Raw genomic sequence first — 21947 nt, forward strand, 5'->3', positions numbered from 1 at the left:
ACTCCCCTCCCAGCCCCCCTTGCTACCGTTGACTCCCGTGCTCGTAAGGGGAAGGAGCACCGCATGGACGCAGTGACTCAGTACGCCTGGATCCTCTGGATCGCCCTCATCCTGATCTTCGTGATCGTCGAGATGATCACTCTCGAGTTCACCTTCCTGATGCTCGCGGTCGGCAGCATCGGCGGCCTCGCGACCGGCCTGGTCGGCGCCCCGTTCTGGGTGCAGGTCCCGGTCGCCGCGGTCCTCGCCGTGCTGCTGCTCTTCCTGGTCAGGCCCCCGCTGCTGCGGCTGCTCAAGCGCGGCGGCGATCCGACGCCGACCGGAGCCGACGCGCTGCTCGGCCTCGCCGGCAGTGTCGTCATCGCCGGGCCCGGCCCCGGCCAGGTGAAGCTGGTCAACGGCGAGACGTGGACGCTCAAGCTGTCCCCGCTCGTCGAATCCCGTCCGCTCGGTCTCGGCGAACGTGTCGTCGTCACCGCCATCGAGGGCGCGACCGCGGTCGTCGTCCCCGCCGAAAGGAGCTCCTCGTGAACACCGCAGCAGTCGTGACCACGGTGATCATCGCGGTCATCGTGCTCTTCGCCCTGGTGGTGCTGTTCAAGGCCATCCGCATCGTCCCGCAGGCCACGGCCGGGGTCGTCGAGCGCCTGGGCAAGTACCACCGCACCCTCCTCCCGGGCCTCAACCTGGTGATCCCCTTCATCGACCGGGTCCGCCCGTCCGTCGACCTGCGCGAGCAGGTCGTCTCCTTCCCGCCGCAGCCCGTCATCACCGAGGACAACCTGGTCGTCTCGATCGACACGGTCGTCTACTTCCAGGTGACCGACGCCCGGGCCGCGACCTACGAGATCGCCAACTACCTCGGCGCCGTCGAGCAGCTCACCACCACCACGCTCCGCAACGTGGTCGGCGGGCTGAACCTCGAGGAGGCGCTGACCTCCCGCGACAACATCAACGGCCAGCTGCGCATCGTCCTCGACGAGGCCACCGGCAAATGGGGCATCCGCGTCGGACGCGTCGAGCTCAAGGCGATCGACCCGCCGATCTCCATCCAGGACTCGATGGAGAAGCAGATGCGCGCCGAACGCGACCGCCGCGCGGTGATCCTCACCGCCGAGGGCACGAAGCAGTCGCAGATCCTGAACGCGGAGGGACACCGCCAGGCGGCGATCCTCGCGGCCGAGGGTGATGCGAAGGCCGCGGTCCTCCGCGCCGAGGGTGAGGCGAAGGCGATCACCACCGTCTTCTCCGCCATCCACGAGGGCCGCCCGGACAACGAGCTGCTCGCCTACGAGTACCTGCAGATGCTGCCCAAGATCGCGGAGGGCAGCGCCAACAAGCTCTGGATCGTGCCGAGCGAGCTCACCGAGGCGCTCAAGGGCATGGGCCAGGCGTTCGGCAAGAACTCCCCGACCCGTCCGGAGCGTGGGCAGGACGGCTCGGGCATGACTCCCCCGGCCCCGTCCTTCTAGGACGCCTGCACCATGACGACCACGCGGCCGCCGTTCCTCTCGGGACGGCGGCCGCGCGTCATCGCCCACCGCGGCTTCGCCCCCGGCGCCGAGGGCAACACCCTGGAGTCGTTCGAGCGCGCTCTCGCCGCGGGCGCCGACCTGCTCGAGACCGACGTCCGCGCCTCGCTCGACGGCGTCGCGGTGCTCGTGCACGACGAGGAGGTCGCGGACGAGCGCGGTGTCCGCCATCGGATCGAGACCACCCGCTGGGAGGAGCTGGCCGAGCTCGTCCTGCCCTCCGGGGAGAGGCTGCTCCCCCTCGCCGAGGCGCTCCGCCTGCTCCCGCACGCCCGCTTCAACATCGACGTCAAGGCGAGGACGGCCGTCGTCCCGGTGGTCGAGGCGGTCCGGGCCGCGGGTGCGCGGGACCGCGTGCTGATCACCTCCTTCTCGGAGTCGCGGCGCCGCGCGGCCGTGCGACGGCTCCCGGGGGTCGCGACCTCCGCCTCCGCCCCCCGCTTCGTCGCCGCCCTCGTCGGCGCGCACCTCGGGTCCCCGTCCCTCGTCCGGCGGGCGCTCCGCGGCATCGACGCCCTCCAGGTCCCCGAGCGCGCGGCCGGACTGCGGGTCACCGCGCCCCGGATCCTCGCCCGGCTGCGGATCACCGGCGCCGAGATCCACCTCTGGACGATCAACGATCCCCGGCGGATGCGCGCCCTGCTCGAGCTCGGCGTCGACGGCCTCGTGACCGACCGGACCGACCTCGCCCGCCTCGCCGTGGACGGGGCTCCGGGCCGCGAGGACGACACCCGGGATCGCGTCGGAAAGGCCCCGCTCACCTGACGATCCTCTGGCAAACGGGAGCCTCTCCGGACCACCCCCAGGTCCGCGGTCGACACTTGTCGGAGCACAGCGAGAGGAGACCACACAATGGCAGATCGAAGCTTGCGCGGGATGAGGCTCGGCTCACAGAGCCTGCAGAGCGAAGAAGGCGTCGTCTTCTCACCGCGATCGACGTTCACATACCACTGCTCGGATTGCGGCCACGACACCGACATGGTGTTCTCGGCCGACGCCGAAGCGCCCGAGACCTGGGAGTGCCGCAACTGCGGCCACGAGGCCGTGCTGCTGGTGGATTCGAAGCCCGTCGTCGTCGACCGGGGCGAGCAGAAGGCACCGCGCACCCACTGGGACATGCTGCTGGAGCGACGCACCCGTGCGGAACTCGAGGAGCTGCTCGAGGAGCGCCTCGCCTACCTCCGCGCCCGTCGCGGAGAGCACAAGATCGGCGCATAGCGCCCCCAGGGTCCTGCTCGGCCGGCGTCCTCGCCGGCCGGCGGACCCTTCTTCGTGCCCGGACGCGGTCCGCGCGCTAGTGCCGACGACGCGGCGCGCGCGTCCGCAGCACGAACGACACGAGCCCGATGAGACTCGCGGCGAGGAAGTACCAGCCGAGGTTCCGCGCCCAGACCAGAGCCGGGGTCGTGACCGAGGCGAGCGGCACCTCGTCCACCATCGCACCCGGCTCGAACCACTCCAGCGAGTCGATCGTCGAGCCGTCGGGCGCGATGATCGCGCTGGTGCCGACCGTCGAGATGTTGACCACGCTGCGGCCCGTCTCGATCGCCCGCAGCCGCGCGATGGCCAGCTGCTGGACGCTCTCGTCCGTCCGCCCGAAGTCGGCGTTGTTGGTCTGCGCCAGCACCAGCTGCGCCCCGCCGTCGACCATGGCGTTCGTCAGCGAGTCGTCCGAGATGTCGAAGCAGATCGCGATGCCGGCCAGGATCCCGTTGATGTCGAAGACGTTCGAGCGGGTGCCGATCGAGTAGTCGCGGCTGACCAGGTCGACCAGGTCGGGCGCGAACATCCGCCAGAAGGCGCGGTCCGGCATGTACTCGGCGAACGGCACCGGGTGCACCTTGTCGTAGATCTGCGTCGCGCCCTCCCCCGCCTTCCAGAGCAGCGAGCTGTTGTAGAAGACGTCGTCCGAGGGGTTCGTGATCGTCCCGACGATGAAGGGCGCGTCCATCCGGCTGCTGAGGTAGTCGAGGACGGCGGCCGACTGCGCGTTCCGCGTCGGGTCGACGTCGACGCCGTTCTCCGGCCAGACCACCATGTCGACGTCCTCGTCGATGATCGGCAGCGTCGCGGAGGTGTGGTCCTCGAGGATCTCCCCGCGGTAGCTCTGCGAGAACAGACCCGCATCGGAGTCGCCCTGCACCGCGGCGATCCGCGTCGTCCCCTCGGTCGGCGCGGGCCAGGCCGGGAAGACGAGCGCGACGATCGAGAAGCCGGCGACGACGGCCGCGCGGCCCGAGGCCGGAACCGACGTCGTCCGCACCGCCTGCGCCAGCGTCGCCGCGAGGAACGCCACCACGAAGCTCAGGCCCGAGAAGCCGACCCAGGCGGCGAGGTCCGCGAGCGGCCCCAGCGACTGCGAGAGCGCGAGCCGCCCCCAGGCGAACCCGCCGTACGGCCACTGGATCGTGATCGTCTCGCGGCCCACCCAGAGCGCAGCGACCAGCGCGGGCAGCCCGATCATCCGGCCGAGCGGCCCCGTCCAGACCCGCTGCCCCCGCGTCAGCAGCATCGCCGTCAGGCCGGAGGAGAGCGCGAAGAAGATCGCCTGCAGCCCTGCCAGCGCCGCCCACGGCACGAGGCCGAGGTAGAGCGTCAGCCACTGGATGTGCACACCCCAGAAGACCGCACCGCCGACCAGGCCGACCAGCGCACCGCTCCAGAAGCCGCGGCCGGCCAGCGCGAACAGGATCGCGGCGGTGCCGACGATCGCGAGCGGCCAGACGTCGGAGTCGGGGAAGCCGCGGTCGAGGGTCGCCCCGCCGAGGGCTGCGAGCGGGATCGCCAGCCACAGCGGTGCCGTGCGCCCGGTGGGCGCCGAGATCACCGGCCTCATGCGACCGTCGAGTAGGCGACGATGCCGTGCCGGACGAGCTCGAGCGCGGCACGGGCGGCGCGCCCGACCTTGCCCTCGGCCACGAGCGAGAGCTGGTCGAGCAGGTCGATCGTCTGCTTCGCCCAGCGGACGAAGTCGCCGGCGGCCATGTCGGACTCGCGGAGGACCGCGTCGAGCGGCATCCCGCGCGCCCACATGTTCATCGGCAGCGCCAGGCTGGTGGAGATCGGGTTGCTGCCCGGAAGCCGGTGGTCGCGCTCGACGTCGTCGAGCTTCGCCCACAGCAGCTGCGTCTTCTCGAGCGCCTCGGGGAAGGTGCCGCGCGGGAGGTGCTTCTCGCCGAGGGTGCCCTCCTCGCGGCGGGGCTCGAAGACCAGGCAGCACGCCATCGCGGCGAGACCGGCCGGGTCGAGCTCGGTCCAGGCCTGCTTGCGCAGGCACTCCGCCACGAGCAGGTCGCGGTCGCCGTAGATGCGCTTGAGCGTCCGGCCGTTGGGAGTGAGGGACAGCTCGCCGGCCTCGTCGAGCCGGAAGTAGCCGAGCTCCCTCAGCACGTCCGTGATCCGGTCGAAGATCCGGGCGACCGCGCCGGTCCGCGAGCGGATCTGCCGCTCGATCTCGTCGGTCTCCTTGCGCAGCTTCCACCAGCGCTCCGCCCAGCGGGCGTGCTGCTCGCGATCCGAGCAGGCGTGGCAGGGGTGTGCCTTCATCCGGCGGCGCAGATCGCTGAGCTGCCCCTGCCGCTTCTCGCGCTCGCTGTGCGACGCGGACTCGCCGCGGACGGCGCCGCGGCGCTCCAGCTCGCCGATCTCGCGGCGGATCGCGGCGTACTGCTCGAAGTCGCCGAGGTGGCACTGCATCGCGGTGACGTAGCCCTCGAGTGACGACTCCTGCTGGCGGACCCGGCGTGCCAGGTCGACGACGGAGCGGTCGGCCTGGAACTGCGCGAACGAGGACTCGAGGATCTCGCGCGTGCGAGCTCGGCCGAACTGGTCGATCAGGTTGGCCGCCATGTTGTAGCTGGGACGGAAGGACGAGTTGAGCGGGTAGGTGCGGCGCGAGGCGAGCGAGGCGACGGCCTGGGGGTTCATCCCGCCGCGCCACTGGATCACCGAGTGGCCCTCGACGTCGATCCCGCGGCGGCCGGCGCGACCGGTCAGCTGGGTGTACTCGCCCGGCGTGATCGGCACCCGGGACTCGCCGTTGAACTTCTCGAGCTTCTCGAGCACGACGGTGCGGGCGGGCATGTTGATGCCGAGCGCGAGCGTCTCGGTGGCGAAGACCACGCGGACCAGGCGGCGGAGGAAGAGCTCCTCGACGACCTCCTTGAACGCGGGCAGCATGCCGGCGTGATGCGCGGCGACCCCGCGCTGCAGCCCATCGAGCCACTCCCAGTAGCCGAGGACGGCGAGGTCCTCGTCGCGGATCGTCCGGCAGCGCTCCTCGACGATCGCGCGGATCTCGTCGCGCTCGTGCCGCTCGGTGAGCCGGACGCCCGAGCGCAGCACCTGGCGGACGGCCTGGTCGCAGCCGTTCCGGCTGAAGACGAAGAAGATGGCGGGCAGCAGGTTCTTGCCGCGCAGGATCTCGACGACCTCGGAGCGCGGAACGAGGTCCTCGGTCCGCGTCTCGTGGAAGCGACCGCCGCCGCCGCCGCGTCCGCGCCCGGAGCCGCGACCGCCGCGCTCCACGCGGGTGCCGCCCTGCGCGAGGCGGGCGAGCTCGGGATTCACGCGGTTGGTCGCCGCGCGCCCGGACGAGTCGAAGAGGTCGAGCAGCTTGCCGCCGACGAGGACGTGCTGGTCGAGCGGCACCGGCCGCTCCTCGGAGACGATGACCTCGGTCTCGCCGCGGACGGTCTGCAGCCAGTCGCCGAACTCCTCGGCGTTCGACACGGTCGCGCTGAGCGAGACCAGCCGGACCGACTGCGGGAGGTGGATGATGACCTCCTCCCAGACCGCGCCGCGGAAGCGGTCGGCGAGGTAGTGCACCTCGTCCATTACGACGTAGGCGAGGTCGCGGAGCAGGTCGGAGTCCGCGTAGAGCATGTTGCGGAGCACCTCGGTCGTCATCACGACGATCCTGGCGCGCGCATTGACGTTCGAATCGCCGGTGAGCAGGCCGACCTCGGACGCTCCGTAGTCCTCGACGAACTCCTGGAACTTCTGGTTGCTCAGCGCCTTCATCGGCGTCGTGTAGAAGACCTTGGCGTTCGGATCCTGCATCGCCAGGTGGATGGCGAACTCGGCCACAGCCGTCTTGCCGGCGCCGGTCGGTGCGGCGACGAGGACGCTGCGCCCGTCGTCGAGCGCGCTGCAGGCCTCGTACTGGAAGGGGTCGAGGTCGAACGCGAGGGTCGAGCGGAACGCCTCGACCCTCGCGTGTCCCTGTCGTGTGCGGAACGCAGCGAAGCGCTCGGCGGGAGTGGCGCCGGTCACGCCGGCAGGTCGGAGGGGCTGCCGTCGAAGACGATCTGCCGCTTGGCGACGCGCCTGTCGTGCAGGAGCGCGATGCCGCAGGCGGCGAAGAACAGGATCGTGATCGGGATCGCCAGCAGGAACATCGAGATCGGGTCCGCCGCCGGGGTGGCGATGGCCGTGAAGAGCACGATCACCATGATGGCGACGCGCCACGACTTGATCATCAGCGAGCCGGGCAGGATGCCGACGAAGTTCAGCAGCACCAGGAAGACCGGCAGCACGAAGGCGATGCCGACGACCAGCACGAGCTTGAGCACGAAGTCGTAGTACGTCTTCGCGCTCAGCACGCTCGCCGCGTCCGAGCCGGTGAAGCTCGTCAGCAGCTCGACGATGTGCGGGAAGACGAACCAGCCCGAGGCGCAGCCCGCGAAGAACAGCGGGATCGCGGTGAGGATGAAGCCCAGGCCGTAGCGGACCTCCTTGCCGGTCAGACCGGGGACGAGGAACGCCCAGATCTGGAACAGCCAGACGGGGCTCGCGATCACGATGCCGATGGTCATCGCGATCTGGAGCTTGAGGTCGAACGCGCCGGTGATCGTCTCGAAGTTGAGGACCGCGGTCTTGTTCTGATCGCGGGCGACCTCGGCGATCGGGGCCTTGAGGGCCTCGAGCACCCAGTCCGAGAGGAACCAGCCGGCGACGCAGCAGACCGCGATCGCGATCGCCGCGATGAAGAGCCGGTTGCGAAGCTCGATCAGGTGGGACCCGAGGGACATGCGTCCCTCGGGGTTCTTCCCCGCTCGCTTCGTCCGTGGCTTCTTCGCTGCCACGGAGGTCATTACTTGAGCGGGGACTCGGGCGGCAGCGTCGTGCCGGTGCCGGTGCCGGTGGTCGTGCCCGTGGCGGATCCCGTGGCGGTGGTCGAGCCCGAAGCCGTGGTCGAGTCCGTCGCGTCCTTGCGCTCGGTCCCGTCCTCGTCCTTCATGGTCTTGACCTCGCTCTTGAAGATGCGCATCGACTGCCCGACGCTGCGCGCGAGCTGAGGAAGCTTGGGCGCACCGAAGAGGAGGAGGATGACGGCGAGGATGATGAGGAGGTGCCACCCCTGGAGGCCAGCGAACATTGCAGTCTCACTTCACTTGTCGGTTGCGGTGTACCAGGAGCCTACCCCGTTCGACCCGGAGTGACCGGCGATCCTCGGTCCTCTCCCGGCGGGCGTCCCGGCGGGACTCGTAACCGCGGCGGACCTCGTCGCGGTCGGCGAAGAGCGAGGACGGCGGCCGGGTCGACGCCTCGGCGGGCTCCGGCACCTGAAGGGCGTCGAGCTTCGCGGTGATCTCCTCCAGCTGGCCGAGCAGCAGCCGGCCCTTCCGCCAGTAGGACAGCCCGAACAGCACGAGCACCGCCAGGGCGGCGATCGCGAGGGCGAGCCAGATCAGGATCCAGGACCACCAGGTCACGGGGTCTCCTCTCCGTTGGCCGTCAGCGCGGCGCGGGTCCACTCGGCGACGGCGGTGCGCGCCGCCTCGGGGGCGACGACGGTCACGAGCCCGGGCAGCGAGGCGACCAGGCGGGTGAGGCCGGCGAGGTGCGCGACGCGGATCCGGACGAGCACTCCCGCGCCCTCGTCTCCGGCGGGAACCGACGGGAACTCGGCGTCCGCAGCGTAGTCGCCCAGCAGCGCGACCGAGCCCGGGGCGACCCGGAGGTCGATCAGGAGGTCGGAGGCGGACGCCTCGAACAGCCGGTCGGGCAGCGTGACCTCGTTGCGGCGGCGGACGATCGGCGTCCCGGTGTCGGTGAGCGAGCGCATCCGGTCCACGCGGAAGGTGCGGACGCCCTCGCGGAGGTGGTCCCAGCCGCGCAGGTACCAGTCGCGGTCGACAGACTCCAGCAGGAACGGATCGACGAGGCGCGACTCCGTCTCGCCGCGAGCGCTGCGGTAGTCGAAGGCGAGCTGCGTCCCGCTCGCGAGCGAGGTGCGGATCGTGGCGAGCGAGGCGTCCGCGCCGACGCCCCGGGCGACCGCGACGGCGGTCGGGGCCGAGGAGGCGCCGCGGGCGAGCTTGCCCATCAGCGAGGCGATGCGGTCGTTGCCCTGGTTCTCGGGCAGGGCGGCCAGGTACTGCATCCCGGCGATGAGCGCCGCGGCCTCGCGCGCCGAGAAGCGCGGCGAGTCGTCGATGGCGACCTGCTGAGTGAGGACGATGTGGTCGTTCTCCTCGAAGTCGTCCCAGCTGATGTCGAAGAGGTCGTTGGACTGGTACTGCGAGGTCTCGCCGGGGATGCCGGAGACGGCGATCAGCCGGACGGCGCGGCGGACCTCCTCCTCGGCGATCTCGAAGTGCGCGGCGACCTCGGCCACGCTCACCCGGCCGCGGTCGAGCAGGTACGGGACGAGCGAGAGCAGGACGGCCAGGCGGTCCCGCGCCTGGAGCGAACGGGGCCTAGCCACGGGCGGCTCCCCCGTGCTCACCGGCGGAGTGGTCGCCGGAGGAGTGGTCGCCGGCGGAGTGGTCGCTGAGGGAGCGGCGCAGGCGGTCGACGACCTTGCGGCGCAGCGGCTCCGGCTCGAGGACGACGACCTCGGGGCCGTAGCCGGCGAGCTCGTCCGCGAGGACGTCGGCGTCGGTGAAGTGCAGGCGCAGCAGGTCTGTGCCCTCCCCCGCCGCCTCGGCGCGCACGCCGAGCCGGAGTGCCGCGTCGGAGTCGGGCGCGACCTGCAGGAGGGCAGTGCTGCGGGCGAGGATCTCGTCGAGCTGGGCGAGGGCGGTGGCGGCGTGGTCGCCCGGCTCGGCCGGGGCGGTGCGACCGGTGGTCGCGACGGGTCCGACGATGCGGGAGAGGAGGAAGGTGCGGGTGCCCTCGGCGGTCTCGTCCCAGCCGTGCAGGTGCCAGCGGCCCTGGTGGTTGACGAGCGCGCGCGGACGGACGGTGCGCGTCCGCGGCTCGTCGCCACCGGGCTTGAGGTAGGGGAAGCGGACGACCTGCCCGCGGTCGAGCGCCGCGTTGAGCGGCTCGAAGGAGGCCTCGCGCACCCGGATCGAGGGGCTGATGCCGATCACCGGGTCGACCGAGTCGACGCCGAGCGAGCGCAGCTTGATCAGGGCGCGGCGCGACTCCGCGGAGAGCGTGCCCTCGCGCCAGACCGCGCCGGCGAGACGCAGCAGCGCCATCTCCTCCTGGTCGAAGGAGAGGTCGGCGGGGAGGTCGTAGCTGCGCTTGGCGATCCGGTAGCGGACCGTCTGGGTGTTGCCCGGGTCGCCGGGCGCGTCGACCGTCTCGATCGGGATGCCGAGCTCGCGCAGATCGTCCTTGTCGCGCTCGAACTGCCGCTCGAGAGAGGCGCGGTCTCCCGGGTCGGACCGCTGCCGATAGCCCTGCACCGTGGAGAGCACGTCGGCCTTCGTCAGTCCGTTCTCGGCAGCCACGAGCGCCAGCACCAGGTTGAACAGACGCTCCTCGGCCGGGATGCGGCTCGAGGTCGAAGCGTCGGCGGGCACGCCCTCCAGTCTAGGGCCGGGCCCCGCCGCTCCTCGGACCCCGAGCAGAGCACATGGCCGCGCCCGATCATGCTGGTCGAGCAGCCCCGCAGGGGCGTATCGAGACCCCACAGCCCGCAGTCCTGACAGCGCCGGATCTCGATACGCCCGCTCCGCGGCCTACTCGATCAGCAAAGGAGAGCCACTCCCCGACCATGCTGGTCGAGTAGCCCCGCAGGGGCGTATCGAGACCCCACGCACTCAGCCCTGACAGCGCCGGATCTCGATACGCCCGCTCCGCGGGCTACTCGATCAGCAAAGAAGAGGCGCCCCCCGACCATGCTGGTCGAGTAGCCCCGCAGGGGCGTATTGAGACCCCGCCTCCGTCAGAAGGCCGCGCCTGCAGACCCGGCTCCGGGTGGAAGGGGGATCTCGATGCGCCCCCACAGCGGGCTGCTCCATCAGCGAGGACGGAGCAGCGCGCTCAGTTGATGGCGAGGACGTCCGCCACGAAGACGATGGTCGAGTCGGGGCTTATGCCGCTTTCCTTCGGCGGGTTGTCGCCGTAGCCGTCCTCGGGCGGGATGATCGCGATGACCTGGGAGCCGACCGGCTGGCCGATCAGGGCCTTCGCGAAGCCGGCGATGACGCCGCCCTGGCCCTCGGTCGCGACGAAGGTCGCCGGGGCGCCCTTCTGCCAGCTGGAGTCGAAGATCTTGCCGTCGGCCCAGATCCAGCCGGTGTACTGCACGACGACGGTGTCGCCGTCCTCGACGACCGCACCGTCGCCCTTCTTGAGCTGGGCGATCTCGAGCGTCGTGGGCGCGTCGCCCGAGGGCTTGGCCAGACCGGGGACGCCGTCGGGGTCCAGCGTCACGGCGGGGAAGCCGTTCGGGACGGGCTGGGCCTCGCCGTTCGCGCGGGCCAGCGACGCCTTCTCGATGTCCGCGACGAGCACGAGGGTGTCGTCGGCCGAGATGCCGAGCTGGGCGGAGGAGTCGCCGAAGCCGTCCTCCGGGGCGATCGCGATCGCGACGCGCGAGCCGACCTGGCTGCAGAGCAGACCCTGGTTGAGGCCGACGAGCCCGGCGCCGCCCACCGTGAAGGTGGCGGTGCTCGCTCCGTCGTAGGGCGAGGCCTCGAGGACCGAGCCGTCGGCGCCGTTGACCAGCGTGTAGTCGATCGTGACGAGCTGGCCCTTCTCGAGCGGGTCGCCGGAGCCCTCGATCAGCGTGCTGACCTGGGTGCCGTCCGCCTTCAGCGGCGAGGGCACCGTCACGTCGGGCTGCTCGCCGAAGTCGCCGGTCGCCTTCACGGCCGACGACGAGGCGCCGGACGAGTAGGGGGCGTCGCAGTCGGCCTTCGACGAGGACGCGGAGCATCCGGTCAGGGCGGCGACGATGCCGATGCCGGCGATGAGCGCGGTGGTCCTGCGCACGGGTCCTCGTTTCACGAAGTGGGAGTGGTGGGGCCCGAGTGCGAGACGATCGGGACGGCGGCTCGGCCTGGGGACCGGAAAGCCGGGATCAGCTTAGACGATGCGCTCGTCGTCGCCGGAGCCGGGCGCGGCACCGCCGTCGCCGTCCGCGTCGGCCTCGCCGAAGCCCCGCGCCCGCGAGAGCTCGGCGCTGGTGGCGGACTCCCGCACCCGCTTCCGCAGGCTCTTCGGGCTGACGGCCCGCTCCCCCAGCGCACCGGGAGTCCAGGCCTCGACGTCCTCGTCGCTGAAGTCCGTCTTGGACGGGCGGCGCTTGAGCTCCGGCAGGACCGCACCCGGCGCCAGGCGGCGGGCGGTGATCAGGAAGCCGGTGTGGCCGATCATCCGGTGGTCGGGGCGGACGGCGAGACCCTCGACGTGCCAGCCGCGGACCATGGTCTCGTTCGACGCCGGGTTGGTGAACAGCCCCGACGCGCGGATCGCCTCGGCGACACGCGAGAGCTGGGTGACGGTCGCGACGTAGCAGAGCAGGACGCCGCCGGGCGTGAGCGCGTCGGCGGCGACGTCGAGGCACTCCCAGGGCGCGAGCATGTCGAGGACGACGCGGTCGGCCTCTCCGGGGGCGACGGCGCCGGGCAGCTCCTCGACGAGGTCGCCGACGGTGACGCTCCAGTTGTCGGGCGTGTAGCCGAGGAAGGTCTCGATGTTGGCGCGGGCGACGTCGGCGAACTCCTCGCGGCGCTCGAAGGAGGAGAGCCGGCCCCCCGGGCCGATCGCGCGCAGCAGCCAGAGCGAGAGCGCGCCGGAGCCGACACCGGCCTCGACGACGCGGGCGCCGGGGAAGACGTCCGCGAGCGCGAGGATCTGCGCCGCGTCCTTCGGGTAGACGATCGCCGCTCCGCGCGGCATCGACATCACGAAGTCGGCGAGCAGCGGACGCAGGGCGAGGTGCTCGACGCCGACGGTGTTGACGACGACGGAGCCGTCGGGCAGCCCGATGACCGTGTCGTGCTCGATCCCGCCGCGGTGGGTGTGGAAGACCTTGCCCGGAACGAGGGTGATGGTGTTCATCCGCCCCTTCGGCCCGGTCAGCTGCACGCGGTCGCCCGCGCGGAAGGGTCCGGAATGCTGCAGTGCCTCACCGGTCATCGGCGGGCCTCCGTCTCGGTCGTGAGCGCGCGGGAGCGGTGCTCGGAGGACACCAGCGCGAGGTCCGCGACGGTTCGGCCCGCGAGGGTGGGCCAGAGGGAATAGGGGGCGTCGGCGTCGAGCTCGAGCTGGTGCGGCACGCCGATCGCGGCGGCGCCCGAGGCGACCGCGGAGGCGAGGCCGGCGTGCGAGTCCTCGATGGCGACGCAGGCTTCCACCTCGACGCCCAGGGTGCGCGCGGCGAGGAGGTAGGCCTCGGGGTGCGGCTTGCTCTGCTCGACCATGTCGCCGCTGACGACGGTGGCGAAGGCGGGGAACGGGAGGCGGTCGACGACGGCGTGCGCCATCCGGCCGATCGACATCGTGACCAGCGCCTGGGGCACCCCCGAGTCGCGGACGGCGGCGAGCAGCTCGAGCGCGCCGGGGCGCCACGGGATGCTCTCGGCGAGCTGCGCGACGACCTCATCGGTCATCCGGTCGATGATCGCCTCGATGGAGAGGTCGACGCCCTTGCCCTGCAGGATGCGGGCGGAGGCGGGGAGGCCGGAGCCGACCAGGCTCATCGCGTCCTCGTGCGTCCAGACGCCGCCGAAGGAGGCGACGAGCGCGTGCTCGGACGCCATCCAGTAGGGCTCCGTGTCGACGAGCGTGCCGTCCATGTCCCAGAGGACCGCGGCGGGAGCGCCCTCCGGGAGCGGGGGCTGCGGCCGGGACACGGGGAGGGAGGTGTCGGAAGTCACGAGCGACCATCGTACCGGCAGCCCCGATCGGGCCGACCGTACGCGCACAGCGGAAAGACGCGGGCCGGACGGAGGGGTCCGGGGCCGGGTCCTATCCTTGACGAACGGGTTCAGCGCACGCAGCGCTCCCCGGACATCGAGCCGAACACGGAGACCTCGCCTATGAACGTGATCAAGGGGAACGTCCTGGTCGTGGCCTTCGAGGGCTGGAACGACGCGGGTGACGCGGCCAGCGGCGCGGTGCGCCTGGTGAAGGACGCGGGCGAGTTCGTGCCCCTCTTCTCGGTCGACGCCGAGCAGTACTACGACTTCCAGTACACCCGCCCGATGCTCTCGATCGGCGAGGACGGCCGCCGCAGCCTCTCCTGGCCCGGCACCCAGATCTTCGGCCCGGCCGACACCTCGGTGGACGCGGAGAGCGCCCTCTACGTGATGATCGGCACCGAGCCCTCGCGCAGCTGGAAGAGCTTCGCGTCGGAGGTCGTCGACGCCATGCTCGCGATCGACATCTCCGCCGTCGTCTTCCTGGGCGCGATGCTCGCCGACGTGCCGCACACCAGGCCGATCTCGCTCTTCGCCTCGAGCGAGAACGCGGAGATGCGCGCCCAGTTCGAGCTCGAGCGCTCCACCTACGAGGGGCCGGTCGGCATCCTCAGCGTCATCGGCGAGGCCGCGCAGAAGGTCGGCATCCCGGCCGTCTCGCTCTGGGCCTCCGTGCCGCACTACGTGCACAACGCGCCGTCGCCCAAGGCGATGCTCGCGCTCCTCGAGAAGCTCGAGGAGGTCGTCGGCCTGGCGATCCCCCGCGGGGATCTGGTCGAGGAGGCCGGCGAGTGGGAGCGCGGCATCGACGCCCTCGCCCTCGACGACGAGGAGATGGCGGCCTACATCGCCCAGCTCGAGCAGGCCCGCGACACCGTCGACTCCCCCGAGGCGAGCGGCGAGGCCATCGCCCAGGAGTTCGAGCGCTACCTCCGCCGCCGCGGCGACGGCCGCTCCGGCGAGGAGCCCTGGCGCCCGTAGCCCCGGGCCCGGGTCTCGATGCGCCGCCTACCGCGGCCATGCTGATCGAGCAGCCCGCGGAGCGGGCGTATCGAGATCCCGCGTCGCTCAGAGGCGGGCCGCAGGCTCAGCCCAGGCGGACGCCGAGCAGCGCGTCGATCGCGTCGCGCAGGAGCGCGGGATCGTCGACGCCGTCCGCCGTCGCCGCGTCGAGCACCGCGAGGGCGCCCGGGGTGTCGAGGTCCACCGCGAGCACGGCGCGCAGGTGCTCGAGCACGTCCGCGGCCGACGCCGGCCCGGTCGCGGCGAGCGACGCCTCCCACCGCGCGAGGCGCTCCTCGGCGGCGGGCAGGTCCTCGGGCAGCCACTCCCAGTCGGAGCGGTAGTGGTGCGCCAGCAGCGCCAGGCGGATCGCGCGCGGATCCGTCCCCTGCGCCCGCAGCCGTGACACGAGGACGAGGTTGCCGAGCGACTTGCTCATCTTCTCGCCCTGGTACGCGACCATGCCGGCGTGCGCGTAGGCGCGGGCGAGCGGTCGGCCGGACAGCGAGGCGGCGTGCGCGGCGCTGAACTCGTGGTGCGGGAAGACCAGGTCGCTCCCGCCGCCCTGCAGCGTGAACTCCGGGCCGAGACGGTCGAGCGCGATCACCGAGCACTCGATGTGCCAGCCCGGGCGGCCCCGGCCGACGGCCGCGTCCCAGGCGGGCTCACCCGCGCGCTCGGCGCGCCAGAGCAGCGGGTCGAGCGGGTCGCGCTTGCCGGCGCGGTCGGGGTCTCCCCCGCGCTGCGCGAAGAGGTCGGCCATCGTCGAGGCGTCCAGGTTGCTCTCGCTGCCCAGGCGCCAGACGTCGCTCTCACCGGCGGCGATGTCGTAGTAGAGGTCCTCGCCACCGTCGTCGGCGGCGTCGGGAGTGGCGACGCGGTAGGCGATCCCGGCGCTCTCGAGGCGGGCGACCGCCTCCGCGATCGGCGCGATCGTCTCGGTGACGCCGTCGTAGTGGTCCGGCGGCAGGATCCGCAGCGCCGTCATGTCGCCGCGGAAGAGCTCGACCTGCTCCTCCGCGAGGTCGCGCCAGTCGACTCCGTCTCGCGTCGCCCGCTCGAGCAGCGGGTCGTCGACGTCGGTCACGTTCTGCGCGTAGAGCACCGAGTACCCCGCGTCGCGCCAGAGCCGCTGCACCGTGTCGAAGGCGAGGTAGGTCGAGGCGTGGCCGAGGTGCGTCGCGTCGTACGGCGTGATGCCGCAGACGTAGAGGCGCGCGGTGCCGTCCGCGGCGACGAGCTCGACGGGCGCACCCGTGGCGGTGTCGTGCACGACCGGCACGGGTCCGCGACCGGGCAGGGCCGGGACGACCGGCGCGTTCCAGGTGCGCATCTACGCGGCGAGGAGGCCCGTGCTCAGCGCGACCATGAGGACGACGCCGAGGACGATGCGGTAGATCACGAACGGCAGGAAGCTGCGGCGCGAGATGTAGCTCATGAAGAAGGCGATCACGACGAAGCCGACGACGAAGGCCACGATCGTCGCGACGAGGGTCTCGAGCCCGCCGACCTGGATCTGGTTGGGCAGGATCTCGGGGTCGCTGATGCTCTTGTACAGCTGGTAGAGCCCGCTGCCGAACACCGCGGGGATCGCGAGCAGGAAGGAGTAGCGCGCGGCCGCCTTCCGCTCGTAGCCCATGAAGAGGCCGGCCGTGATGGTGCCGCCGGAGCGCGAGACGCCGGGGACGAGGGCGAGCGCCTGCGCGCCACCGAAGATGAGGCCGTCGCGGCCGTTCAGGTCGCGCAGTCGGCGCTTCTTCGCGCCCACGGCGTCGGCGACGCCGAGCAGGATGCCGAAGACGATGAGAGTGGTGGCGACGACCCAGAGCGAGCGGAGGGTGGTCTCGATCTGGTCCTGGAAGAGCAGGCCGAGCACGATGATCGGGAGGCTGCCGATGATGATCAGCCAGCCCATCCGGGCGTTCGCGTCGGTGCGCGGGACCTTGCCGACCAGCGAGCGGCACCAGCTCGACACGATCTTCACGATGTCGCGCCAGAAGTAGATGATGACCGCGGTCTCGGTGCCCAGCTGCGTGATCGCGGTGAACGCCGCTCCGGTGTCCTTGCCGTCCAGTCCGGGGAGCAGCTCACTCACGATCCGGAGGTGGGCGCTGGAGGAGATGGGGAGGAATTCGGTCAGACCCTGGACGAGTCCCAGGATCAGCGCTTCGAGCAGGCCCATGCGTCACTTTCGAGGAGGGCTGGGGCGTCGTCGGCCAGCAGGCGGTCGGTGGTGGTCGTCGATCTGACCATCAGGATCGCAGGAGGAGATCGGTCAGGACCTTCCTGCCAAACACTAGTGCGTCGAGCGGAACCCGCTCATCGACCCCGTGGAACAGCGCCGGGAAGTCGAGCGAGCCCGGCAGCTGCAGCGGCGCGAAGCCGTAGCCGGTGATCCCGATCGTCGAGAGAGCCTTGTTGTCGGTGCCCCCGGACAGGAGGTACGGCAGCACCTCCGCCTCGGGGTCGAAGCGGCGGAGCGAGGCCGCCATGCTTTCCACGAGCGGACCGGCGAAGGGCACCTCGAGTCCGATGTCGCGATGCTGGACCAGGATCTCGACGTGCTCGCCCGCGAGGACCTTCAGGCGCTCGAGGACGGCGTCCTCCTCGCCGGGGAGCACGCGGACATCGATGGTCGCTTCCGCGGTGTCCGGGATGACGTTGGCCTTGTAGCCGGCGGAGAGCATCGACGGGTTCGCCGTGGTGCGCAGCGTCGCCGCGATGAAGCGCGAGGCGGTGCCGGTGGCGAGCGCGAGCTCCTCCGGGGTGCTGCGCTGCGGGTCGTGGCCGAGGATGCGGGCGACCTCGCCGAGCAGCTCGCGGGTGGTGTCGGTGAGGCGGGTGGGCCATTCCTCGCTGCCGATACGGGCGATCGCCTGGGCGAGGCGGGTGACCGCGTTCTCGCCGTTGATCTGCGAGCCGTGGCCGGCCGTGCCGCGGGCGCGCAGCGTCAGCCAGAGCAGAGCCTTCTCACCGGTCTGCACGAGGTAGGCGCGCTTGCCGCCGAGCTCGATCGAGTAGCCGCCGACCTCGCTGATCGCCTCGGTCGCGCCGGCGAACAGCTCGGGCCGGGTCTTGACGAGGTGGCCGGAGCCGCGGACGCCGCCCGCCTCCTCGTCGGCGAAGAAGGCGATGACGAGGTCGCGGGAGGGCTTCCGGCCACTGCCGAGGATGTCGCCGAGGGAGGCGAGGATCATCGCGTCCATGTTCTTCATGTCGACCGCGCCGCGGCCCCAGAGCATCCCGTCCTTGATGACGCCGCCGAAGGGGTCGACACTCCAGTTGTCCGCGATGGCCGGGACGACGTCGAGGTGCCCGTGCACGACGAGGGCGCCGCGCTCGCGGTCCTCGCCCGCGACCCGGGCGACGACGCTGGTGCGGCCGGGATCGGAGTCGATCAGCTCGGGCTCGAGGCCGAGATCGCGCAGACGGGCCGCCACGTACTCGGCGGCCTCGCGCTCGGGCTCGGCCTTTCCGTCGCCGTAGTTGCTGGTGTCGAAGCGGATGAGGTCCCGCGCGATGATCGCGGTCTCGTCGAGATCCGACTCGGAGGGGGCGGTGGCGCTGTCGGAGGACGTCATGCCCCCACGCTAGCGGGCGGGCTCCCGGCACCCCTCTCCCCCGGTGTCATCCGAGGCGTTCGAACCGTGCTAATGTCTTCTTCGGCCGCGGAAACGCAGGCCGGAAACAACACTCGTCCGGGTGGCGGAAATGGCAGACGCGCTAGCTTGAGGTGCTAGTGCCCGTATAGGGCGTGGGGGTTCAAGTCCCCCCTCGGACACCGACAGAACCCCTCGATCTCATGGAGATCGGGGGGTTCTTCTCGTTGGTGGCAGCGGTTCGATCTCAGCGGTGGTCGAGCTCTCCTCATGCCGCGGTCGGCTGGCGAAGCGACAGAGCCTTGATGTGCTCGACGATCAGACGCGCGCACTCCACTGCCGAACTCCGTCCGGAGTCGACCTCGAGGTCGTAGGTGACGCCGCGATGGACGGACTCCGCCTGGTGTGCCGCCATCCAGGCGGAGCGGTCGCCACGGTCTCGCTCACGCGCGGTCGCGACGTCGGGGGCGCAGTGGATGCCCACCCAGACGACGTCGAGTCCGCGGAGGTGGCCGCGCAGACGCTCCTGCGACTCCGACGCATCGAGGAAGACGTCGTCGAAGACGATCCGTGCGCCGGCGCGGGCGGTCGCGACGACGCCGGCCAGCCAGGCCGACTCGAGTCGACGGAAGGCGTCGCCGAGCTCCACCGCGCCGTCGTCGCCGTAGGAGACGCCTTCACCACCTCCGTCGAGGTCGGGCGGCAGGGCGTCCACCAGGGTGTTGATCGAGATGCTCAACCACGGATCGGGCAGGAGCGCCTGGAGACTCCGGGCGATCGTCGTCTTGCCGGAGCTCGATCCACCGTTCAGGACGATGACGTCCGGAGTCACGGGGCACTCCCAGCGGGATCGCAGAGGAAGCTCGCCAGGGAAAGCGCATCAGGGCCGTTCATCTCGGCAGCCTAGGGCGGGCCGCCTCGGTAGGTCGGTGACCCTGCGCGGTCTCACGCTCGACGATCGAGAAGACGGTGCATCCTCCTTGACGGTCGACCGCGCCGCTCCTAGGCTCTCGCCGGGTGAGAAACCGAATGAAACAGTTTCCTAGAAGCACGGGTCTCACCTCTCGCCCGGCGTCGTGCCGGACGACCTCGATCGAACGGACGCACCATGACGACCACCTCCTTCACCGCCGGCTGGATCGTCCGGGCGCCGCGCGGGCCGTTCGCCGCCGTGCAGGGCGGGGTCGACGACTCCGTCGCGGTGACGCTGCCGCACGACGCGCTCCGCGATGCCGAGCGCTCGCCGGAGGCGGTCTCCCAGGGCGGGACCGCCTACTACCCGGGCGGTGCCTACAGCTACGTCACGACGTTCGAGGTGCCGGCGGAGTGGGCGGGCAAGGTGGTGCGACTCGAGGTGCAGGGCGCCTACCGGCACGCGATGGTGTTCCTCAACGACGAGTTCGCGGGGAACCGCGCCGACGGCTTCGCGCGCTTCTTCGTGGAGCTGACCCCGTTCCTCCGCTTCGGCGAGACGAACACGCTGCGGATCGAGGTCCGCGCGGGGCAGGACTCGCGCTGGTACGCCGGCGCCGGGCTGCACCGGCCGGTGCTGCTGCACGTCGACGAGCCCGTGCACATCGAGCCGGACGGCGTGCGGATCACGACGGTGCGCGTGGAGGACGACCAGGCCGTCGTCGAGGTCGCGACGAGCATCGTCAACCGCGGGCTCACGACGTCGTCGCTCTCGATGTCGACCGAGCTCACCGGGCCGGCCGGCGACGTCGTGGAGAGCGCGACGACACCGGTCACCGTCGCCCCCGGCCGCACCGCCCTCGTGCGCCAGCGCCTCTACGTGCAGGAGCCGGCCCTCTGGAGCGTCGACTCCCCCGCCCTGCACAGCGCCCGCACGAGCATCGGGGTCGGCGACGACGTCGTCACCGTGCACGGCATCCGCACCGTCACCGTCGACCCGCGGAAGGGGCTGCGGATCAACGGCGAGAGCGTCCTGCTGCGCGGCGCCTGCATCCACAGCGACAACGGCGTGCTGGGCGCCGCCTCGATCGCCCGTGCGGAGGAGCGCCGTATCCAGCTGCTCAAGGAGGCCGGCTTCAACGCGATCCGCATGGCGCACAACCCCGCCTCGCCGTCGATGCTCGAAGCGTGCGACCGCCTGGGCATGCTCGTGATGGACGAGGCCTTCGACATGTGGGTCCGCGGCAAGACGCACCACGACCACTCGCTCGACTTCGCGCAGTGGTGGCGGGCCGACCTGGAGTCGCTGGTCGCGAAGGACTACAACCACCCCAGCGTGATCCTCTACTCGATCGGCAACGAGATCGTCGAGGTCGGCACCCCGCACGGCGCGGTGCTGGCCCGCGATCTCGCGGAGCACGTGCGCTCGCTCGACCCCACGCGGCCCGTCACCAACGGCGTGAACCCGACGCTGGCCGTCCTCGACGAGCTCGACAGCATCCTCGCCTCGGAGCAGGGGCTGAACGAGCTGATGGGCGAGGCCGGCGCCGGGATGATGGCGGCGATCGGCTCCTCCGACGCCGTCACCCGCCGCACGGCGGAGTCGAGCGCGGCAGTCGACGTGCTCGGGCTGAACTACGCCGACGGCCGCTACGCGAGCGACGCGGAGCTGTTCCCGCAGCGCGTGATCGTCGGGTCCGAGACGTTCCCCTCGCAGATCGGCGAGCTGTGGCCGAAGGTGCTGGCGAACCCGAACGTGATCGGCGACTTCACCTGGACCGGCTGGGACTACCTCGGCGAGGTCGGGATCGGCGCCACCTCCTACGCGGAGGACCCGGCCGCGAACGGCGCACTGGAACGCGAGTACCCGTATCTGACGGCGTGGTGCGGCGACCTGGACATCACCGGGTGGCGGCGGCCCGCCTCCTACTACCGCGAGATCGTCTTCGGGCTGCGCTCGGAGCCGGCGATCGCGGTCGTCCGGCCGGAGCGGCACGGGCAGTCGGTGACGATGCAGTCGCCGTGGGCGTGGAGCGACTCGGTCGACTCGTGGGCCTGGCCCGGCTTCGAGGACTCCCCCGTCACCGTCGAGGTGGCGGCGGACGCGGACGAGGTGGCGCTGCTGCTCGACGGCGTCGAGGTCGGGCGCTCGGCCGTCGGGGCGGTGCGGCCGATGCTCGCCTCGATCGAGACGGTGTACCGGCCGGGCACGCTGACGGCGGTCGCGTACCGGTCCGGGAGCGAGACGGGGCGCAGCTCGCTCGTGTCGGCGTCCGGGCCTGCGGTGCTGACCGCGACGGCGGACCGGACGTCGCTGCGCGCGGACGACACCGACCTCGCATACGTGGCGATCGAGCTGCGCGACGCGGCCGGCGTGCTGATCACGGGCGCGGACCGGGTCGTCTCGGTCGCCGTCGAGGGTGCGGGCGTGCTCGCAGGCTTCGGCAGCGGGACACCGGCCACCACCGAGCGCTTCGACGCCACCTCGCGGACGACGTTCGACGGCCGCGCGCTCGCCGTGGTGCGTCCGACCAGCCCGGGGCCGATCACGGTGCTCGTCTCCTCCATCGGACTCGACGACGTCCACATCGAGCTCTCCGCGAGCTGAACATCGCCGATTCGTGCCGGGAACAGAACCAGCGCTGAGGCGAAGCATGCTGATCGAGTAGCTCGCGGAGCGGGCGTATCGAGATCCACGTCCTGCGAAGCGCGGGTCTCGATACGACCCTGCGGGGCTACTCGACCAGCATGGACGGGGCAGCCAGACCGGGAGCGCATCCAGTCATCCGCACAGG

General features: G+C 71.5%; 20 protein-coding genes and 1 tRNA gene. 7 read left to right on the plus strand and 14 right to left on the minus strand.

The genetic code is table 11. The features are described from left to right. The first annotated feature begins 63 nt into the window (after positions 1 to 63). The 4 genes from EDF35_RS11965 to EDF35_RS11980 all read left to right on the plus strand — a co-directional run bounded on the left by EDF35_RS11965 (position 64) and on the right by EDF35_RS11980 (position 2750). Positions 64 to 531 (plus strand): NfeD family protein, encoded by a 468-nt coding sequence (locus EDF35_RS11965; protein WP_123704197.1) that lies wholly within the window; start codon positions 64 to 66, stop codon positions 529 to 531. Further along, positions 528 to 1472, plus strand: a complete 945-nt coding sequence (locus EDF35_RS11970) for an SPFH domain-containing protein (RefSeq protein WP_123733131.1) — start codon at positions 528 to 530, stop codon at positions 1470 to 1472. Before EDF35_RS11965 ends, EDF35_RS11970 begins: the two co-directional genes overlap by 4 nt. A gap of 12 nt (positions 1473 to 1484) precedes the next feature. Next, positions 1485 to 2297: a glycerophosphodiester phosphodiesterase family protein gene (locus EDF35_RS11975; RefSeq protein ID WP_133962495.1), complete on the plus strand. Its 813-nt coding sequence runs from the start codon at positions 1485 to 1487 to the stop codon at positions 2295 to 2297. Between the two features lie 87 nt (positions 2298 to 2384). After that, positions 2385 to 2750 (plus strand): RNA polymerase-binding protein RbpA, encoded by a 366-nt coding sequence (locus tag EDF35_RS11980; RefSeq protein WP_123446336.1) that lies wholly within the window; start codon positions 2385 to 2387, stop codon positions 2748 to 2750. A gap of 76 nt (positions 2751 to 2826) precedes the next feature. Here the strand turns inward: EDF35_RS11980 and lnt are convergent, their stop codons facing one another. The 10 genes from lnt to EDF35_RS12030 form a co-directional block, all read right to left on the minus strand. Next, entirely contained in the window at positions 2827 to 4359 is a 1533-nt protein-coding gene (gene lnt, locus EDF35_RS11985; protein ID WP_243839947.1) for an apolipoprotein N-acyltransferase, read from the minus strand. A gap of 5 nt (positions 4360 to 4364) precedes the next feature. After that, positions 4365 to 6806, minus strand: a complete 2442-nt coding sequence (locus tag EDF35_RS11990; RefSeq protein WP_123446334.1) for a DEAD/DEAH box helicase — start codon at positions 6804 to 6806, stop codon at positions 4365 to 4367. Next, complete coding sequence (gene tatC, locus EDF35_RS11995) at positions 6803 to 7564, minus strand: twin-arginine translocase subunit TatC (protein ID WP_123446333.1); 762 nt, start codon at positions 7562 to 7564, stop codon at positions 6803 to 6805. Before tatC ends, EDF35_RS11990 begins: the two co-directional genes overlap by 4 nt. Before the next feature lie 62 nt (positions 7565 to 7626). Further along, positions 7627 to 7911 carry a Sec-independent protein translocase subunit TatA gene (tatA, locus tag EDF35_RS12000; protein ID WP_133962497.1) on the minus strand — a complete coding sequence of 95 codons (285 nt, stop codon included), beginning with the start codon at positions 7909 to 7911 and terminating at the stop codon, positions 7627 to 7629. 7 nt (positions 7912 to 7918) lie between these two features. Next, positions 7919 to 8248, minus strand: coding sequence for a hypothetical protein (locus tag EDF35_RS12005; RefSeq protein ID WP_133962498.1), 330 nt, complete (start codon positions 8246 to 8248; stop codon positions 7919 to 7921). Next, positions 8245 to 9243 carry a WYL domain-containing protein gene (locus tag EDF35_RS12010; RefSeq protein WP_133962499.1) on the minus strand — a complete coding sequence of 333 codons (999 nt, stop codon included), beginning with the start codon at positions 9241 to 9243 and terminating at the stop codon, positions 8245 to 8247. Before EDF35_RS12010 ends, EDF35_RS12005 begins: the two co-directional genes overlap by 4 nt. After that, positions 9236 to 10291, minus strand: coding sequence for a WYL domain-containing protein (locus tag EDF35_RS12015; RefSeq protein WP_123735749.1), 1056 nt, complete (start codon positions 10289 to 10291; stop codon positions 9236 to 9238). The genes EDF35_RS12010 and EDF35_RS12015 overlap by 8 nt, the downstream gene beginning before the upstream one ends. A 463-nt stretch (positions 10292 to 10754) precedes the next feature. Beyond that, the gene (locus EDF35_RS12020) at positions 10755 to 11708 is read right to left on the minus strand and encodes an FKBP-type peptidyl-prolyl cis-trans isomerase (protein WP_166674091.1); all 954 of its coding nucleotides are present in this window, start codon (positions 11706 to 11708) and stop codon (positions 10755 to 10757) included. A 93-nt stretch (positions 11709 to 11801) separates the two neighbouring features. After that, a complete protein-coding gene (locus EDF35_RS12025) occupies positions 11802 to 12857 on the minus strand; it encodes a tRNA (adenine-N1)-methyltransferase (RefSeq protein WP_133962501.1) in 1056 nt (351 codons plus the stop codon). Further along, complete coding sequence (locus EDF35_RS12030; protein ID WP_260303369.1) at positions 12854 to 13597, minus strand: HAD family phosphatase; 744 nt, start codon at positions 13595 to 13597, stop codon at positions 12854 to 12856. Before EDF35_RS12030 ends, EDF35_RS12025 begins: the two co-directional genes overlap by 4 nt. A gap of 162 nt (positions 13598 to 13759) precedes the next feature. Between EDF35_RS12030 and EDF35_RS12035 the strand changes: the two genes are divergently transcribed. Continuing rightward, positions 13760 to 14620: a PAC2 family protein gene (locus tag EDF35_RS12035; protein WP_123704219.1), complete on the plus strand. Its 861-nt coding sequence runs from the start codon at positions 13760 to 13762 to the stop codon at positions 14618 to 14620. 106 nt (positions 14621 to 14726) lie between these two features. Here EDF35_RS12035 and mshC read toward each other — a convergent pair whose 3' ends face one another. From mshC to EDF35_RS12050, 3 genes are all read right to left on the minus strand, one after another. After that, on the minus strand, positions 14727 to 15974 hold the full coding sequence (mshC, locus tag EDF35_RS12040) for a cysteine--1-D-myo-inosityl 2-amino-2-deoxy-alpha-D-glucopyranoside ligase (protein WP_133962502.1): 1248 nt from the start codon (positions 15972 to 15974) through the stop codon (positions 14727 to 14729). Continuing rightward, positions 15975 to 16823 (minus strand): undecaprenyl-diphosphate phosphatase, encoded by an 849-nt coding sequence (locus tag EDF35_RS12045; RefSeq protein WP_123446324.1) that lies wholly within the window; start codon positions 16821 to 16823, stop codon positions 15975 to 15977. A gap of 70 nt (positions 16824 to 16893) precedes the next feature. After that, positions 16894 to 18222, minus strand: coding sequence for a M20/M25/M40 family metallo-hydrolase (locus tag EDF35_RS12050; RefSeq protein WP_133962503.1), 1329 nt, complete (start codon positions 18220 to 18222; stop codon positions 16894 to 16896). 115 nt (positions 18223 to 18337) lie between these two features. On the opposite strand from EDF35_RS12050, the gene EDF35_RS12055 reads away from it, so the two are divergent. Continuing rightward, a tRNA-Leu gene (locus tag EDF35_RS12055) sits at positions 18338 to 18422 on the plus strand. 86 nt (positions 18423 to 18508) lie between these two features. Here EDF35_RS12055 and EDF35_RS12060 read toward each other — a convergent pair. Beyond that, positions 18509 to 19072 (minus strand): AAA family ATPase, encoded by a 564-nt coding sequence (locus tag EDF35_RS12060; protein ID WP_133962504.1) that lies wholly within the window; start codon positions 19070 to 19072, stop codon positions 18509 to 18511. 276 nt (positions 19073 to 19348) lie between these two features. Between EDF35_RS12060 and EDF35_RS12065 the strand changes: the two genes are divergently transcribed. Then, on the plus strand, positions 19349 to 21760 hold the full coding sequence (locus EDF35_RS12065) for a glycoside hydrolase family 2 TIM barrel-domain containing protein (protein ID WP_133962505.1): 2412 nt from the start codon (positions 19349 to 19351) through the stop codon (positions 21758 to 21760). The last annotated feature ends 187 nt before the right edge of the window (positions 21761 to 21947 follow it).

Source organism: Rathayibacter sp. PhB151 (genome assembly GCF_004366415.1).
In the GTDB taxonomy this organism is placed as follows: Bacteria; Actinomycetota; Actinomycetes; order Actinomycetales; family Microbacteriaceae; genus Rathayibacter; species Rathayibacter festucae.

Coding starts and splice junctions, on each gene's coding strand:
- mshC (WP_133962502.1), bottom strand. CDS start 15,974: ATGCGCACCTGGAACGCGCCGGTCGTCCCGGCCCTGCCCGGTCGCGGA.
- EDF35_RS12035 (WP_123704219.1), top strand. CDS start 13,760: ATGAACGTGATCAAGGGGAACGTCCTGGTCGTGGCCTTCGAGGGCTGG.
- EDF35_RS11975 (WP_133962495.1), top strand. CDS start 1,485: ATGACGACCACGCGGCCGCCGTTCCTCTCGGGACGGCGGCCGCGCGTC.
- EDF35_RS11965 (WP_123704197.1), top strand. CDS start 64: ATGGACGCAGTGACTCAGTACGCCTGGATCCTCTGGATCGCCCTCATC.
- EDF35_RS12065 (WP_133962505.1), top strand. CDS start 19,349: ATGACGACCACCTCCTTCACCGCCGGCTGGATCGTCCGGGCGCCGCGC.
- tatA (WP_133962497.1), bottom strand. CDS start 7,911: ATGTTCGCTGGCCTCCAGGGGTGGCACCTCCTCATCATCCTCGCCGTC.
- tatC (WP_123446333.1), bottom strand. CDS start 7,564: ATGTCCCTCGGGTCCCACCTGATCGAGCTTCGCAACCGGCTCTTCATC.
- EDF35_RS11980 (WP_123446336.1), top strand. CDS start 2,385: ATGGCAGATCGAAGCTTGCGCGGGATGAGGCTCGGCTCACAGAGCCTG.
- EDF35_RS12045 (WP_123446324.1), bottom strand. CDS start 16,823: ATGGGCCTGCTCGAAGCGCTGATCCTGGGACTCGTCCAGGGTCTGACC.
- EDF35_RS12050 (WP_133962503.1), bottom strand. CDS start 18,222: ATGACGTCCTCCGACAGCGCCACCGCCCCCTCCGAGTCGGATCTCGAC.
- EDF35_RS12025 (WP_133962501.1), bottom strand. CDS start 12,857: ATGACCGGTGAGGCACTGCAGCATTCCGGACCCTTCCGCGCGGGCGAC.